This is a genomic window from Serratia sp. CY33802 (assembly GCF_052169095.1).
GTDB lineage: Bacteria > Pseudomonadota > Gammaproteobacteria > Enterobacterales > Enterobacteriaceae > Serratia > Serratia bockelmannii.
Genome location: NZ_JBJNLL010000002.1, coordinates 219,272 through 234,022 on the forward strand (window position 1 = coordinate 219,272; position 14,751 = coordinate 234,022).

General features: G+C 53.5%; 14 protein-coding genes and 2 pseudogenes. 10 read left to right on the forward strand and 6 right to left on the reverse strand.

Going from position 1 to position 14,751, the window contains the following annotated elements; all coding sequences use genetic code 11:
* Positions 1–84: 84 nt before the first annotated feature.
* A complete protein-coding gene (gene tolA / locus ACJ8HA_RS07565; protein ID WP_043141467.1) occupies positions 85–525 on the reverse strand; it encodes a cell envelope integrity protein TolA in 441 nt (146 codons plus the stop codon).
* 346 nt (positions 526–871) lie between these two features.
* Between tolA and ACJ8HA_RS07570 the strand changes: the two genes are divergently transcribed.
* From ACJ8HA_RS07570 to uspF, 3 genes are all read left to right on the forward strand, one after another.
* Positions 872–1,105: a YgdI/YgdR family lipoprotein gene (locus ACJ8HA_RS07570; RefSeq protein ID WP_019454814.1), complete on the forward strand. Its 234-nt coding sequence runs from the start codon at positions 872–874 to the stop codon at positions 1,103–1,105.
* 12 nt (positions 1,106–1,117) lie between these two features.
* Positions 1,118–1,345 carry a YgdI/YgdR family lipoprotein gene (locus ACJ8HA_RS07575; RefSeq protein WP_025302531.1) on the forward strand — a complete coding sequence of 76 codons (228 nt, stop codon included), beginning with the start codon at positions 1,118–1,120 and terminating at the stop codon, positions 1,343–1,345.
* 218 nt (positions 1,346–1,563) lie between these two features.
* Positions 1,564–2,019, forward strand: coding sequence for a universal stress protein UspF (uspF, locus tag ACJ8HA_RS07580; protein WP_442515280.1), 456 nt, complete (start codon positions 1,564–1,566; stop codon positions 2,017–2,019).
* A gap of 152 nt (positions 2,020–2,171) precedes the next feature.
* Here uspF and ACJ8HA_RS07585 read toward each other — a convergent pair whose 3' ends face one another.
* Positions 2,172–2,852, reverse strand: coding sequence for a hypothetical protein (locus ACJ8HA_RS07585; RefSeq protein WP_308369509.1), 681 nt, complete (start codon positions 2,850–2,852; stop codon positions 2,172–2,174).
* A gap of 259 nt (positions 2,853–3,111) precedes the next feature.
* On the opposite strand from ACJ8HA_RS07585, the pseudogene ACJ8HA_RS07590 reads away from it, so the two are divergent.
* Positions 3,112–4,224: pseudogene (locus ACJ8HA_RS07590) on the forward strand (IS3 family transposase).
* A gap of 60 nt (positions 4,225–4,284) precedes the next feature.
* Here the strand turns inward: ACJ8HA_RS07590 and ACJ8HA_RS07595 are convergent.
* The 3 genes and pseudogenes from ACJ8HA_RS07595 to icd all read right to left on the reverse strand — a co-directional run bounded on the left by ACJ8HA_RS07595 (position 4,285) and on the right by icd (position 7,653).
* A complete protein-coding gene (locus ACJ8HA_RS07595; protein ID WP_308369510.1) occupies positions 4,285–5,109 on the reverse strand; it encodes a putative phage abortive infection protein in 825 nt (274 codons plus the stop codon).
* Positions 5,110–5,163: 54 nt separating this feature from the next.
* A pseudogene (locus tag ACJ8HA_RS07600) lies at positions 5,164–5,441 on the reverse strand (DUF968 domain-containing protein); the annotation flags it as partial.
* A 958-nt stretch (positions 5,442–6,399) separates the two neighbouring features.
* Positions 6,400–7,653 (reverse strand): NADP-dependent isocitrate dehydrogenase, encoded by a 1,254-nt coding sequence (gene icd / locus ACJ8HA_RS07605; RefSeq protein WP_015377612.1) that lies wholly within the window; start codon positions 7,651–7,653, stop codon positions 6,400–6,402.
* A gap of 131 nt (positions 7,654–7,784) precedes the next feature.
* Here icd and rluE point away from each other — a divergent pair, with 131 nt between their 5' ends.
* From rluE to mnmA, 4 genes are all read left to right on the forward strand, one after another.
* Positions 7,785–8,411 (forward strand): 23S rRNA pseudouridine(2457) synthase RluE, encoded by a 627-nt coding sequence (gene rluE, locus ACJ8HA_RS07610; RefSeq protein ID WP_060447273.1) that lies wholly within the window; start codon positions 7,785–7,787, stop codon positions 8,409–8,411.
* A 22-nt stretch (positions 8,412–8,433) separates the two neighbouring features.
* Entirely contained in the window at positions 8,434–8,772 is a 339-nt protein-coding gene (locus ACJ8HA_RS07615) for a lysozyme inhibitor LprI family protein (RefSeq protein WP_169540701.1), read from the forward strand.
* A gap of 9 nt (positions 8,773–8,781) precedes the next feature.
* Entirely contained in the window at positions 8,782–9,228 is a 447-nt protein-coding gene (locus tag ACJ8HA_RS07620; RefSeq protein WP_025302526.1) for an NUDIX hydrolase, read from the forward strand.
* A 106-nt stretch (positions 9,229–9,334) separates the two neighbouring features.
* Entirely contained in the window at positions 9,335–10,435 is a 1,101-nt protein-coding gene (mnmA, locus tag ACJ8HA_RS07625; protein WP_049204195.1) for a tRNA 2-thiouridine(34) synthase MnmA, read from the forward strand.
* A 50-nt stretch (positions 10,436–10,485) separates the two neighbouring features.
* Here the strand turns inward: mnmA and kup are convergent, their stop codons facing one another.
* Positions 10,486–12,354 (reverse strand): low affinity potassium transporter Kup, encoded by a 1,869-nt coding sequence (gene kup, locus ACJ8HA_RS07630; RefSeq protein ID WP_016928067.1) that lies wholly within the window; start codon positions 12,352–12,354, stop codon positions 10,486–10,488.
* A gap of 331 nt (positions 12,355–12,685) precedes the next feature.
* On the opposite strand from kup, the gene hflD reads away from it, so the two are divergent.
* Together hflD and purB are read left to right on the forward strand one after the other, a co-directional pair.
* Entirely contained in the window at positions 12,686–13,312 is a 627-nt protein-coding gene (gene hflD, locus ACJ8HA_RS07635) for a high frequency lysogenization protein HflD (protein WP_197822270.1), read from the forward strand.
* Between the two features lie 22 nt (positions 13,313–13,334).
* Complete coding sequence (purB, locus tag ACJ8HA_RS07640) at positions 13,335–14,705, forward strand: adenylosuccinate lyase (protein WP_033652066.1); 1,371 nt, start codon at positions 13,335–13,337, stop codon at positions 14,703–14,705.
* Positions 14,706–14,751 lie beyond the last annotated feature (46 nt).

The following is a 14,751-nucleotide window of genomic DNA, read 5'->3' on the forward strand; positions in this document are numbered from 1 at the left end:
AGTCACGTGAACACCTAAATTTTTTACTAAAAGATCCCGCTGCAAAACACTGCGTTATCCCAACCCCTTATTTCATCTAGCTGCTTAAGGACGCAGTTGCAACGTGATAATTTGGAACGCATTATGGGCCTCTGCCGTCGGCGGCTTAGGGAAGCGCGAATCGGCAATTGCCTTCATGGCGGCGCGGCAAAGATCCGGATCGCCTCCTTCAGTTCGAACACCGATTGGCATACCGTCCGGCGCCAGCGTGATACGCAATGTGCAACGCTTGCCCGAGTAGGCTTCGGCATCTTTCAAATGACTTTGAATCACGGCCTGCAACTGGGCGATATAGCGTTCTTTCTCTTTTCCCGGTGCCGGCGCCTTTGGGTCGCCAAGATTGGCGAAAAGATCGTCAACCTTTTTATTTTCCGGATTGCTTTGGCTGGGGGCAGTACTCTTGGCACACCCCGTTAATGCCAGTGCGAACATTCCCGCCAATAATATGGCGGCGCCGGTTTTGTAGCCTGAATGCGTAATTTTCATATCCCTGTCCTTATGGATGATTATCAGCCAAATCAACGTGGTATTTGACAAGACCCCCGGTCAATACTTATACAGAATTCACGTAAAACCGCCAATGACATCAAGCTCTGGCACGCGGAAAATCGTGAGTAGATGATGATATGAAACCCTAACCCCATCGGCGGGCCGTACGCCTGAAGGCCATGACTTATCGACATCCCTCGGATGGGCAATCATCCCATCAATAAATTAAGAAATTCTTAATTTTTTATCGCATTAAAAGCACTTTTAACGCTAGCAATCTGGAGATTCTGCCTATACTTACTTTCCTGCCATTAAATTCATTTAAGTAACCAGGATGGTAAGTATGAAAAGTAAACGACTCTTTGCCGCGCTTCTTACTGCGACCACGGTGATGTTCATGGCGGGCTGCGCTTCCAATCAGGCGATTAAAACAACGGATGGCAAGACTATTGTCACCGACGGCAAGCCTCAAGTCGATAAAGATACCGGGTTAGTCTCCTACCGAAATGCAGAAACGGGCAAAACGGAACAGATCAATCGAGACCAGATTGCAAACATGAGTGAGTTGGATAACTAAAAGGAGCTTCAAATGAAAAAAGCGCTTGTTCTTCCCGCGATCGCCCTGGTTGCTATCGCCACACTGTCAGGCTGCACACGCACCAGCTACGCTATTCATACCCACGATGGCCGAACGCTCATCAGTGACGGTAAACCGAAAGAAACCTCTGCCGGTTTGCTCGGTTATACCGATGCCAATGGCGTTAAACAGCAAATCAACAAGACGGAAGTCAAAGAGGTTTCAGAGATCCCTCATTAAGGTTCCGATAATCTTAGCCCGCTAAAACCTAGGGAGCCCATGGCTCCCTCCCAACTCAAACACCAACCGTGCCTGCCCGCGTTTAATGAGAACGTCGATAACCACCTGACATTTCAGCAGACAACGTTCTCAGGTTTGCCATACGGATCTCCCCTTTCCCGGCGTCGAACGGCTATAATCCAAGAAGTGGAGTTATTTGATAACGATAAGGAGGGAGTATGTACAAAACTATTTTGGTTCCCGTGGATATTACCGAGCCGGAATTAACACAGCAGGTCATCCCGCATGTCAATGCGCTCGCCAGGCTCGAAGACTCCCACGTTCATTTCCTGGCGGTGATCCCGTCGCGCGCCACCTACGCGGCCTTCGGCTTTGCCGCCACCGCGGCGGTGGAAACCAAAGATGAAACTATTGCGGTAGCGACCGAGGGGCTGGCAAAAGCGGCGAAACAATTCAGCGTTCCCGAGGATAGAGTGACCACCCATGTGGCCGTCGGCGATCCCAAAGATCAGATCCTGGAACTCGCTGATGCGCTTAACGCGGAGATTATCGTGATGGGTTCCAACCGCCCTTCTGCGATTACTTATCTCCTCGGCTCCAATGCCACTGCCGTCGTCCGCCACGCCAATTGCCCGGTGCTGGTCGTGCGTGAATCGGCTAACGCCACTCGCTGAGCCTGTCCGATATCTCACTCGCATTTGAACAATAAAAAAACGGGAGCCCTAAGGCTCCCGCTCTCATTCAAGCGCCGAACACACTTACATGTGTTTAACGATATGTAAGCACTATAAATCATCATTAAAATAAAGTTTTCGGCCCACAGGAATTATATATGCTCATCATCTACAATTGAGTAACACCCCGAATCAGCTAATAAGTACGTGTATTTATCAACGTAGGAAACTCCCAACCTACTCTCATATTTTATTGTGAGGACGATTTCTTTCGGTAATTCACCACTATTAAGCATTTGAGATTCGCCCAACTGTACTAAACCGCTCTTCATTGAATGAGCACTAAATCCATGGTATGGACTGAAGTGCGGTTCAGTTTGTATTGACAAGTTTTCAGCATCTTCACCAGCCAACTCCAATACACCTCGATATTTATAATTAACTCCGCCCGAGGTAACATAAGGTAGTATTAGTGGGGGTTTTATTCTTGGTTTATATTGATTTTCCTTATCCATTCTAGATTGGTTTATATTTTCCCTATCCATTAAAAGCTGATCTCTTGCTACGGTGACCATTTCACGATATTGGTCTACCGAGTTTTTTAACTCTTCAGCTTGTAACTCCAAAGCTCTCGTGTTTTGTTGCAACTCTTTTTGCTGCTGCAAATACCCAATGACAAGCCAAAGGAAAGCTATAGGTGAAAATGCTCCCGCTAAGAAATCACCCAGTTCATTCCAAGACGTCATTACATCCAACTTCAACCCAACAACTGAGACACCAAGAATAATAAAATAAACAAGAGTTATCGACAGACCAAACCAGAACGTTTTCATTCATACCTCCACTAAAAATCAATGCACACATTAAACGTCCACGTAGAGTTATTGTCAATATCTACACGCCGCATAAAAACTGATCGTGGTAATTAATATAAAAACAACAATACCGAATTTGTCAACTCACGCATTAAAATTAAAAAAACGCCCCATATTCGAAAATTAGTTATACAACTATTGTAAGTATCCCAGCTTTAGTTCCATGCATTTTTAGAGATCTTCCGACATACTGATTATGTCCCCTGAGGAGATCGCCATGCGTAAAGCCCGATTCACTGAACACCAGATCATCGCCGTTCTGAAGTCCGTCGAAGCCGGACGTACCGTCAAGGATGTGTGTCGTGAGGCCGCTATTTCTGATAGCCAGCTATTACAACTGGAAGGCGAAATATGGCGGGATGGAAGCGGCTGATATTAAAAAAATTAAAGACCTTGAAGATGAGAACCGACGCCTCAAACAGATGTTTGCTGACCTGAGTCTGGAAAATCGAGCGTTAAAAGACGTCATCGAAAAAAAGCTTTAAAACCAGCGATAAAGCGTGAACTCGTCAGCTATCTGACGGCGCAATTTGCCATGAGTTTACGCCAAGCCTGCAGGACGTTATCGCTGAGCAGGACGGTATATTTTTATCAGCCCGATACCCGGCGTGATGAACCGGTGATCCATGCGCTGACTGAACTGGCAGAACGCTATTCGCGCTACGGCTTTAAGAAGCTGTTCCAGCTGCTGCGCAGGCAGGGGTAATACCTGGAATCATAAACGTGTTCACCGGATTTACTGCCTGCTGAAACTGAATTTTCGTCGCAAGGGAAAACAGCAGCTGCCTGTGCGTAATCCAGCACCACTGGCGACGCCGCAAGCGTTAAACCAGAGCTGGTCCATCGATTTTATGCACGACGCGCTGGTCTGCGGCAGACGCTTCCGGACCTTTAATGTGGTGGATGATTTTAACTGTGAAGTACTGGCGATAGAAATCGACCTGAATATCCCGGCTCAGCGAGTCATCCGGGTGCTGGACAGGATCGTCGCAAACCTCGGCTACCCGCTAAAAATGCGGATGGATAACGGGCCAGAACTGGTCTCGCTGGCGCTGGCACAATGGGCCGAAGATCATGGCGTGCAGCTCGAATTTATCAAGCCGGGAAGCCTACACAAAATGCTTTTATCGAACGGTTCAACCGGACATACCGGACAGAAATCCTGGATTTTTACCTGTTCAGAACACTGAATGAAGCACGGGAAATTACCGAGCACTGGTCGATGGAATATAACAACGAGCGGCCTCATGAATCCCTGAATAACCTGACGCCGGAAGAGTACCGGCTGATGGCTGAAAACCCGGAACTCTCAAAAAGTGCATGGAACTAAAGCTGGGATACTTACATTACCACACACATTTTAGATATTTGTAATTATTAATATATTCTTTCAATCGGGATGGTAAATCTTTTGGCTGCCAAATGCTTTAAAGTCTATCAAATATTTGTGACCAGAACCGGCTAATTCCTTAATAGGCATATTGTCAAATAGCTTATACTTGATTGCATAACATTCCATATTCCTTCCATGTTCCCCCAAGCAGTTATAAAATAATATCAATAACTCATAGTTTGAAATCTGCGCCCTTAAAATATTAGCATAATCACACTTTACCTTATCATCCAATGATGCCTCGTCTATGAATTTATAAATATGATAAATCATTCTATAATAATGAGCCAAGTTCTGCTGCCTTACGTTATAGAAGGCATCATAATGCCTAATCACATCCTTCCTTATTTCGGTGAAATCATGCAGGTCTGGTCGGTTATGTTGAGAGTAAACTCTTTGACCAAACCCATCATTCCCTTTCAACTTACCATACAGATAATGGAAAGCATCACGTCCTTTTTTTGGTTCTCTGTTTGGCGTTTTAAACGAGATATCTATATCCTCAATAATTCCCTGCAATAAACCTAGCATTTGAAAAAAAACACTTTCAAACCTCTGCAGTTTCAAGAAATCTCGATTTTCACATGCATCTTGAGTAACCTGACTTAAAGACTGTCTCTGTAATATAATTGAGTAAGCCACGCCGCAGAACGCAAACACAGAAAATATCGATGTCAAAACACCCCAAGAATCTCCAAATTGACCAAGCTCCTCCCTACTCCATCCATTGAATGGCCAATTTAAATCATAACTTGCCCAGTAATATACAATACATAAATTTATTGCCACAGTTATAAACACAATTGCCAAAACGCGCATCATGGAAACTCAATAGACATCAATCTAACTATATTACCACATTAAAATATCCCTTAGCTAATTTATCACTCCAAATCCAATGCTGTAGTCAAAAAATTTAAACAAAAGTTCGATCTGATTGCCGTGTTCCTCTCCCATCGTGACGGGTCACGGCGCAATGCATCGTGTTCTTCTCGGCATAATGGGATAGTGAAAAGGTCATGCGCCTTGGTTCCCATCCATCCCTGTCCATGACCGATGATGTGGTGCGTATCGTCAGCCTGGATGCCGCAAATAACGCATAGCTGTGACTTAACCCACTGCAGGTCAGCTTTGCTTTCCCACCGCTTGCACTTTGCTAGCCGAGAGATTGAATGAACCTCTGGCTCGTACTACGAGACAGGAAGTTTACGTTGCCCGATTAATTCAGGCATAACGCTTTTGAAAATGGTCCACGAGGGCATCAATCAGGGCCTACAAGATCATCTAGGGTTGCACTTCTTCGGGCACTTTTCGGAAAAAAATCCTGAAGCAGATGTCAAAATCACCCGATGAAGAGCCCCATCTGGAGTGGCTAACGCCTTTCCACTATCTCCTATATTGCTTAATCAGTATCGCCACAGATTGGGCCGAACAATGTTCGCTGATCGATGATTCAGAGATTCCTAAGGCGGCGTACATAGCCGATGGATTTGAGTGGCACTATATTTCTAAAGAAACAAGGTGCTTGGAACTATGCTGGAGTATGTCATTCCGAGTGAGAAATTATCTATTTCTTTCAAAACCTATTTGCTGGACGTGGTTATTGGTAGCTACACCAAACTTGAGAGAGATCCCAATCTGGCGGATGTTGCATCATCATGCAGTTCTGCCGTAATCACGGGTAAGGCTTTTCCTACAAAAACCACTTATCGTATATAGCTTAGAAATATATTTAGAAAAGCTGATCACAGAGTTAGACATGATGCATCAAAAATTCGAACAAGCTTTGGAAAAATCACTTGTAACATGTCCAGAACGTATTTAGTCGAATGAGTCACATGATCCTTTCATTGTGTGAGGTCCTCAACTAAATTACTCAAGTCTAAGCTGTGGACATTCAGTGAGGACATAACCAGCCTTCTCATCGTTCATAGTAACCCGATTATTGTCCGGTCCCAGCAAACGCTCCTTATCTATAATTTAGACTGGGCTCAATCATATGTAGCTATGCTCAAAATTACCAATGCTAACGAGTTTTGATAACCGTTGCGATTTGAACAATAAAAAACGGGAGCCCTAAGGCTCCCGCTCTCATTCAAACGCCAAACACCCTTACATGTGTTTAACGATAGCGTCGCCAAACTCTGAACATTTCAGCAGCTTAGCGCCTTCCATCAGGCGTTCGAAGTCATAGGTCACGGTCTTGGCGGCGATGGCGCCTTCCATGCCTTTAACGATCAGGTCAGCCGCTTCGAACCAGCCCATGTGGCGCAGCATCATCTCTGCGGACAGGATGATGGAGCCTGGGTTCACTTTATCCTGGCCGGCGTACTTCGGCGCGGTGCCGTGAGTCGCTTCGAACAGCGCGCAGTCGGAGCCGATGTTGGCGCCCGGTGCGATACCGATGCCGCCTACCTGGGCCGCCAGGGCGTCGGAGATGTAGTCGCCGTTCAGGTTCATACAGGCGATCACGTCGTATTCCGCCGGGCGCAGCAGGATTTGCTGCAGGAAGGCGTCGGCGATCACGTCTTTAACCACGATCTCTTTGCCGGTGTTCGGGTTCTTGATCTTCAGCCATGGGCCGCCGTCGATCAGCTCACCGCCGAACTCTTCGCGCGCCAGCTCATAGCCCCAATCCTTGAAGGCACCTTCGGTGAACTTCATGATGTTGCCTTTGTGAACCAGGGTCACGGAGTCGCGGTCGTTGGTGATGGCGTATTCGATCGCCGCACGCACCAGACGCTTGGTCCCTTCTTCGGAGCATGGCTTCACGCCGATACCGCACTGCTCTGGGAAGCGGATTTTCTTCACGCCCATTTCGTCGCGCAGGAATTTGATCACTTTGTCCGCTTCGGCGGAGCCGGCTTTCCACTCGATGCCGGCGTAGATGTCTTCGGCGTTTTCGCGGAAGATCACCATGTCGGTCAGCTCAGGCTGTTTCACCGGGCTTGGAGTGCCCTGGTAGTAACGCACCGGGCGCAGGCACACGTACAGGTCCAGCTGCTGGCGCAGGGCCACGTTCAGAGAACGGATGCCGCCGCCGACCGGGGTGGTCAGGGGGCCTTTGATGGCGACGCGGTAGTCGCGGATCAGGTCCAGAGTTTCGTCCGGCAGCCACACGTCTTTACCGTAAACGTGGGTAGATTTTTCGCCGGTGTAGATTTCCATCCAGGAGATTTTACGTTCGCCGTGGTAAGCCTTTTTAACGGCCGCATCAACCACGTGGATCATGGCAGGAGTCACGTCAACGCCAATGCCGTCGCCTTCGATGAACGGGATGATCGGGTTATGAGGAACAACCAGTTTACCCTGGGCGTCAACCGTGATTTTTTTACCTTCTGCCGGAACAACTACTTTGCTTTCCATCAACCTCTCCTTCAAGCGCAATTTTGTTAATGCTTTGTAAGATGCGTGTAGATACTACTTGAATATTCGGTCCGCGCCAATCCGAAACGGATTCGGTTATAATGCGCTTATCATCCGTAATCTCAACTGTTATGAAAAAATTCTCTGTTAGAAATCACAACGTTAAACGATTCAGCAAGCCGAATACCGCCAAACCCGCCGCGCCGAAGGGGCCGCGTCGAATTGTGTTATTCAACAAGCCCTTCGACGTGCTGCCGCAGTTCACCGATGAAGCCGGCCGCGCCACGCTGAAAGAGTACATCCCCTTCCCCGACGTTTACGCCGCCGGGCGTCTGGATCGCGATAGCGAAGGGCTGCTGGTGCTGACCAACGACGGACAGCTGCAGGCGCAGCTCACCCAGCCGGGCAAGCGCACCGGCAAAATCTATTATGTGCAGGTCGAGGGCGCGCCGCAGGAGAGCGATCTGGCGCCATTGCGCAGCGGCGTCACGCTGAAAGACGGCCCGACGCTACCCGCCGGTGTTGAGTTGGTGGCCGAGCCTCAGTGGCTATGGCCGCGCAACCCGCCGATCCGCGAGCGTAAATCCATCCCCACCAGTTGGCTGAAAATCACCCTGTTCGAAGGGCGAAACCGCCAGGTGCGTCGCATGACGGCGCATATCGGGTTCCCTACCCTGCGCCTGATTCGCTACAGTATGGGTAATCTTTCGCTGGGTTCACTGCAGCCTGGTGAATGGAAAAGCATCGATTCCCTGTAGACCGATAACTGATGGAGGCGCCATGAACTATACGCCGATCGCGCTGCTGCTCGCCGCTCTGGCGGCCCCGTTCGCGGCCCAGGCCGCCAGCTTCGACTGCGCCAAGGCAGCAAACCGCGATGAGCAAGCCATCTGCGCCAACCGCACGCTGAACGATTTGGATGTGCAAATGGCCACCAAGTACCAATTCCTGCGCGGCCTGTTCGCCATGGGCGCGCGTGGCGCGATGCAGGACAGCCAGCAGGCCTGGCTGGCAAAACGCCAGCGGTGCGGCGGCGATACCGCCTGCCTGCTGCAAAGTTATCGCACCCGCATCGCCGAGCTGGACGACATCTACCAGCGCATCGACAAACCGCTGTAAGGAGACCGCATGTTCAAACCGCACGTCACCGTGGCCTGCGTGGTACACGCCGCCGGCAAATTTTTGGTGGTCGAAGAGACCATCAACGGCAAAGCGCTATGGAACCAGCCGGCCGGCCACCTGGAGGCCGACGAGACGCTGGTGCAGGCCGCCGAGCGCGAGCTGTGGGAAGAGACCGGTATCCGCGCCACGCCGCAGGCGTTCCTGCGCCTGCACCAGTGGATAGCGCCGGATCGCACGCCGTTTCTGCGTTTTTGCTTCGTTATCGAGCTGGAACAGCCGCTGCCGACCGAGCCGCACGACAGCGACATCGATCGCTGCCTGTGGCTGAGCGCCGACGAGATTTTGCAGGCGCCCAACCTGCGTTCCGCGCTGGTGGCGGAGAGCATTCGCAGCTACCAGCAGCCGGAGCGCTATCCGCTGTCGCTGGTCGGCAGCTTCGCCTGGCCGTTTTAAGGGCGCCGAGCAGCACAAGATGACCAGTGCGCCGGCGCGGACAACGTGGTAAAATCCTGCGCTTGTTTTTATCAGCACGGTTCGTGTTCAAGTTCGTGAGATCCCCATGTCAGACAACAGCCAGAAAAAAGTAATCGTCGGTATGTCCGGCGGCGTCGACTCCTCCGTTACCGCCTATCTGTTACAGCAACAGGGCTATCAGGTCGCTGGGCTGTTCATGAAAAACTGGGAAGAAGACGACGACGAAGAGTACTGCTCCGCCGCGACCGATCTGGCCGACGCGCAAGCGGTCTGCGACAAGCTGGGCATCGAACTGCATACGGTGAACTTTGCGGCGGAATACTGGGACAACGTGTTTGAGCTGTTCCTGGAAGAGTACAAGGCCGGCCGCACGCCGAACCCGGACATCCTGTGCAATAAAGAGATCAAATTCAAAGCCTTCCTGGAGTTTGCCGCCGAAGATCTGGGGGCCGATTTTATCGCCACCGGCCACTACGTGCGTCGCCAGGACGTGGACGGCAAGAGCCGCCTGCTGCGCGGCGTCGACGGCAACAAAGATCAGAGCTACTTCCTCTATACCCTGAGCCACGAGCAGGTGGCGCAAAGCCTGTTCCCGGTCGGGGAGTTGGAGAAGCCGGAGGTGCGCCGCATCGCCGAGCAACTGGAGCTGGTCACCGCCAAGAAGAAAGACTCCACCGGTATCTGCTTTATCGGCGAACGTAAATTCCGCGACTTCCTCGGCCGCTACCTGCCGGCGCAGCCGGGCCCGATCGTCAGCGTCGACGGCCAGACCGTCGGCGAACACCAGGGCCTGATGTATCACACCCTGGGCCAGCGCAAAGGGCTGGGCATCGGCGGTATGAAAGACAGCAGCGAAGATCCGTGGTACGTGGTGGATAAAGACGTGGCCAACAACGTGCTGGTGGTCGCGCAGGGGCACGATCACCCGCGTCTGATGTCCGTCGGCCTTATCGCGCAGCAGCTGCACTGGGTTGATCGTCTGCCGCTGACCGGCCCGTTCCGCTGTACGGTGAAGACCCGCTATCGCCAGCAGGACATCCCTTGCACCGTGACCCCACTCGACGGCGAGCGCATCGAAGTGCGTTTCGACGAGCCGGTCTCCGCCGTCACCCCCGGCCAGTCGGCGGTGTTCTATCAGGGCGAAATCTGCCTCGGCGGCGGCATTATCGAACAGCGCCTGGCATAATTCGTCTGTCGCAAGAAAAACGCTGCGTTTACCGCAGCGTTTTTTTTTATTCAAAATTCCACCTGTGCCCCCAGTTCAATCACCCGATTCGGCGGGATTTCGAACAGATCCGGCGCCCTCAGCGCGTTGCGCTGCAACAGCTGAAATACCTTGCCACGCACGCGCAGATACCAGGGGCGCTTGCCCAATACCAGCGTATCGCGCGACATGAAGAACGAGGTCTCGTTCATGGTGAAGCTCATCCCCTCCAGCCCGCAGCGATAAAGGATGTCCGTCACGTTGGGCGTCTCGCGCCAGCCGTAGCTTGCCACCACCCGCCAAAAGCTCGCCGACAGCTGTTCAATCGCCACCCGCTGCACGTTGTGCACGTACGGCATGTCGGTGGTGACGATGGTCAGCAGCACCACACGCTCATGCAACACCTTGTTGTGCTTCAAGTTGTGCAACAATACCAGCGGCACCGCATGCGGTGTGCGCTCCATAAACACCGCGGTGCCCGGCACCCGCTTCGGCGGCGCTTTCTCCAGCGACTCGATCAGCGCGCTCAGCCCTTCCTGATTGTCGCGCAACCGGCGGATCAGGCGCGAACGCTCGGTCTTCCAGGTCAGCATGATCAGCAGAATCGTCAGCCCAAGCGCCACCGGCAGCCAACCGCCGGTCGCCAGCTTGATCAGGTTGGCGCCGAACAGCGGTACGTCGATACACAGCATGACCAGCAGCATCAGCCCGCCCAACGCGCGCGGCCAGCCCCAGTTTTTCACCGCCACAATGCTCAGCAAAATCGACGACAGCAGCATGGTGCCGGTCACCACGATGCCGTAAGCCGACGCCAGGTTGCTGGAGTGTTTGAAACTGATAATCACGATCAGCACCGCTGCGAACAGCAGCCAGTTCACCACCGGAATGTAAATCTGCCCGGATTCCTGATCGGAGGTATAGATGATACGCATCGGCGGCAGGTAGCCCAGCCGCACCGCCTGGCGCGTCAGCGAGAACACGCCGGAGATCACCGCCTGCGAGGCGATCACCGTCGCCAGCGTGGCGATCACCAGCAGCGGGATCAGCGCCCAGGTCGGCGCCAGCAGGAAGAACGGGTTGTTGATCGCCGCCGGATTGGCTAACAGCAGCGCCCCCTGGCCGAAATAATTCAACACCAGCGCCGGTGCCACCAGCGTAAACCACGCCAAACGGATCGGCTTTTTACCGAAGTGGCCCATATCGGCGTACAGCGCTTCGGCACCGGTGACCGACAGCACCACCATGCCCAACGCAAAGAATGACACCGCCTTGTATTCGAGGAAGAAATTCACCGCCCAGTAAGGGTTCAGTGCCCGCAGCACGCCGGGGTGATGCAGAATACCGCCGATGCCCAGCAGCGCCAGCGTCAGGAACCAGATAACCATCGCCGGGGCGAACAATTTGCCGACGCTGCCGGTGCCGCGTTTTTGGATCGCGAACAACGCGGTCAGCACCAGCAGCGACAGCGGCACGATAAAGCTGTCCAGCTCGGGGGCGATAATCTGCAGCCCCTCGATGGCCGAGAGCACCGAAATGGCCGGAGTGATCACCCCGTCGCCGTAAAAGAAGCTGCCGCCCACCAGCCCGATCAGCACCGCCGCCGGTACCCAGCGTGCATCCAGCTTGCGGATCGCCAGCGACATCAGTGTCAGAATGCCTCCCTCGCCGTCGTTGTCGGCACGCATCACAAAACAAATGTACTTAATTGACACCACCAGCGTCAGCAGCCAGAAAATCAGCGACAAAAAGCCGTAAATCGAGGCCGGCGTCAGGGTGATGCCCTCCTCCGCCGTCAGGCATTCGCGCAAGGTATACAGCGGGCTGGTACCGATATCGCCGTACACCACGCCGATGGCCGCCAGCGTTACCGCCGGCAGCGGCTGCTTGTTTTTTACGTGCATATAGAGGTCTTTATTTAAGGGGTCACGTTGGCAGTATAGATGCAGCCACCGCACTTTATTTGTCGCCGCAACAATAAGTTCGCACCGCCGCGCCGGCGATTTTCGCCGCCTATTTGCGCAGTTCTGCGCCGCACGGCGCATCCGCCTTGCCGCAGGCGTATTAGACGCTGGGTTTACCCTCGATTTTGTGGCATGATCCGCGGCATTCGTTGTCATCGTTGTTACAGCCACGCCCGATCGTTCCCGTTCGCGGCCGCCGCCGTTACCCTGGCGATACACACAACCTTATGCAGTAAGCCATGTACCGTTCACAGCGTTTACAGGAGTATTCGTGGCGAAGAATTATTTTGACATCACGCTAGCCATGGCGGGCATCAGCCAGGCGGCGCGTTTGGTTCAGCAGCTGGCCCACGAAGGGCAATGCAATCGCGAAGCCTTTCAGACCTCGCTGAAAAGCCTGCTGCAGATGGACCCGCCCTCCACGCTGGCGGTGTTCGGCGGCGAGGAGCGCAATTTGATGGTCGGCCTCGAAACCCTGATGGGCGTGCTTAACGCCAACAACAAAGGGCCGGGCGCGGAACTGACCCGCTACACCATCAGCCTGATGGTGCTGGAGCGCAAGCTCAACGCCAACAAACAGGCGATGAACACGCTCGGTGAACGCCTCGGCCAACTCGAACGCCAGCTGGCGCACTTCGATCTTGAGTCAGACACCATCATCAGCGCGCTGGCCGGCATTTACGTCGACGTGGTCAGCCCGCTCGGGCCGCGTATCCAGGTAACCGGCTCGCCGGCTATCTTGCAGAACCCGCAGGTGCAGGCCAAGGTTCGCGCCACGCTGCTGGCCGGCATTCGCGCCGCCGTGCTGTGGCAACAGGTTGGCGGCAGCCGCCTGCAGTTAATGTTTTCCCGTAATCGTCTGTTCAAGCAGGCGCAAAATATCGTTGCTCATTGTTAATCGATCCCAGGAGTTGCTACCGATGGAATTATCCTCACTGACCGCCGTTTCCCCCGTTGATGGACGCTACGGTGATAAAGTCAGCGCACTGCGCCCCATTTTCAGCGAATACGGTCTGCTGAAATTCCGCGTACAGGTTGAAGTACGTTGGCTGCAAAAACTGGCCGCCTGCGCAGAAATCAAGGAAGTTCCCGCTTTTGACGCCGACGCAAACGCTTTCCTCGACAAAATCGTCGCTGAATTCAACGAAGAAGACGCTCAGCGTATCAAAACCATCGAGCGCACCACCAACCACGACGTGAAAGCGGTCGAGTATTTCCTGAAGGAAAAAGTGGCGGCGGTGCCTGCGCTGCACGCGGTGTCCGAGTTCATCCACTTCGCCTGCACCTCCGAAGACATCAACAACCTGTCGCACGCGCTGATGCTGCAAAGCGCCCGTCAGGACGTGGTGCTGCCTTACTGGCGTAAAATCATCGATGCGCTGAAAGGGCTGGCGCTGGAATACCGCGATATCCCGCTGCTGTCGCGCACCCATGGCCAGCCAGCGACCCCGTCGACCGTCGGCAAAGAGTTCGCCAACGTGGCTTACCGCATGGAGCGCCAATACCGCCAGCTGGAGCGCGTGGAGATCATGGGTAAAATCAACGGCGCGGTCGGCAACTACAACGCCCACATCGTCGCTTACCCGGAAGTGGACTGGCATCAGTTCAGCGAAGCGTTCGTGACCTCGCTCGGCATCACCTGGAACCCGTACACCACCCAGATCGAGCCGCATGACTACATCGCCGAGCTGTTCGACTGCGTAGCGCGTTTCAACACCATTCTGATCGACTTCGACCGCGACATCTGGGGCTACATCGCCCTGAACCACTTCAAGCAGAAGACCATCGCCGGCGAAATCGGTTCTTCCACCATGCCGCACAAGGTCAACCCGATCGACTTCGAAAACTCCGAAGGCAACCTGGGCCTGGCCAACGCCGTGCTGGGCCACCTGGCGGGCAAACTGCCGGTCTCCCGTTGGCAGCGCGACCTGACCGATTCCACCGTGCTGCGTAACCTGGGCGTGGGCCTGGGCTATGCGCTGATCGCCTACCAGGCCACCCTGAAAGGCATCAGCAAGCTGGAAGTGAATCAGGCACACCTGCTGGACGAACTGGATCACAACTGGGAAGTGCTGGCCGAGCCGATCCAGACCGTGATGCGCCGCTACGGCATCGAGAAGCCTTACGAGAAGTTGAAAGAGCTGACCCGCGGCAAGCGCGTGGACGCTGCCGGCATGCAGGCGTTCATCGATGGCCTGGCGCTGCCGGAAGAAGAGAAAACCCGTCTGAAGGCGATGACCCCTGCCAACTACATCGGCCGCGCCACCACCCTGGTCGACGAGCTGAAGTAAGCGCTTTAGCCCGATAAAAAGGCGGCCCGCGGGCCGCCTTTTTGCT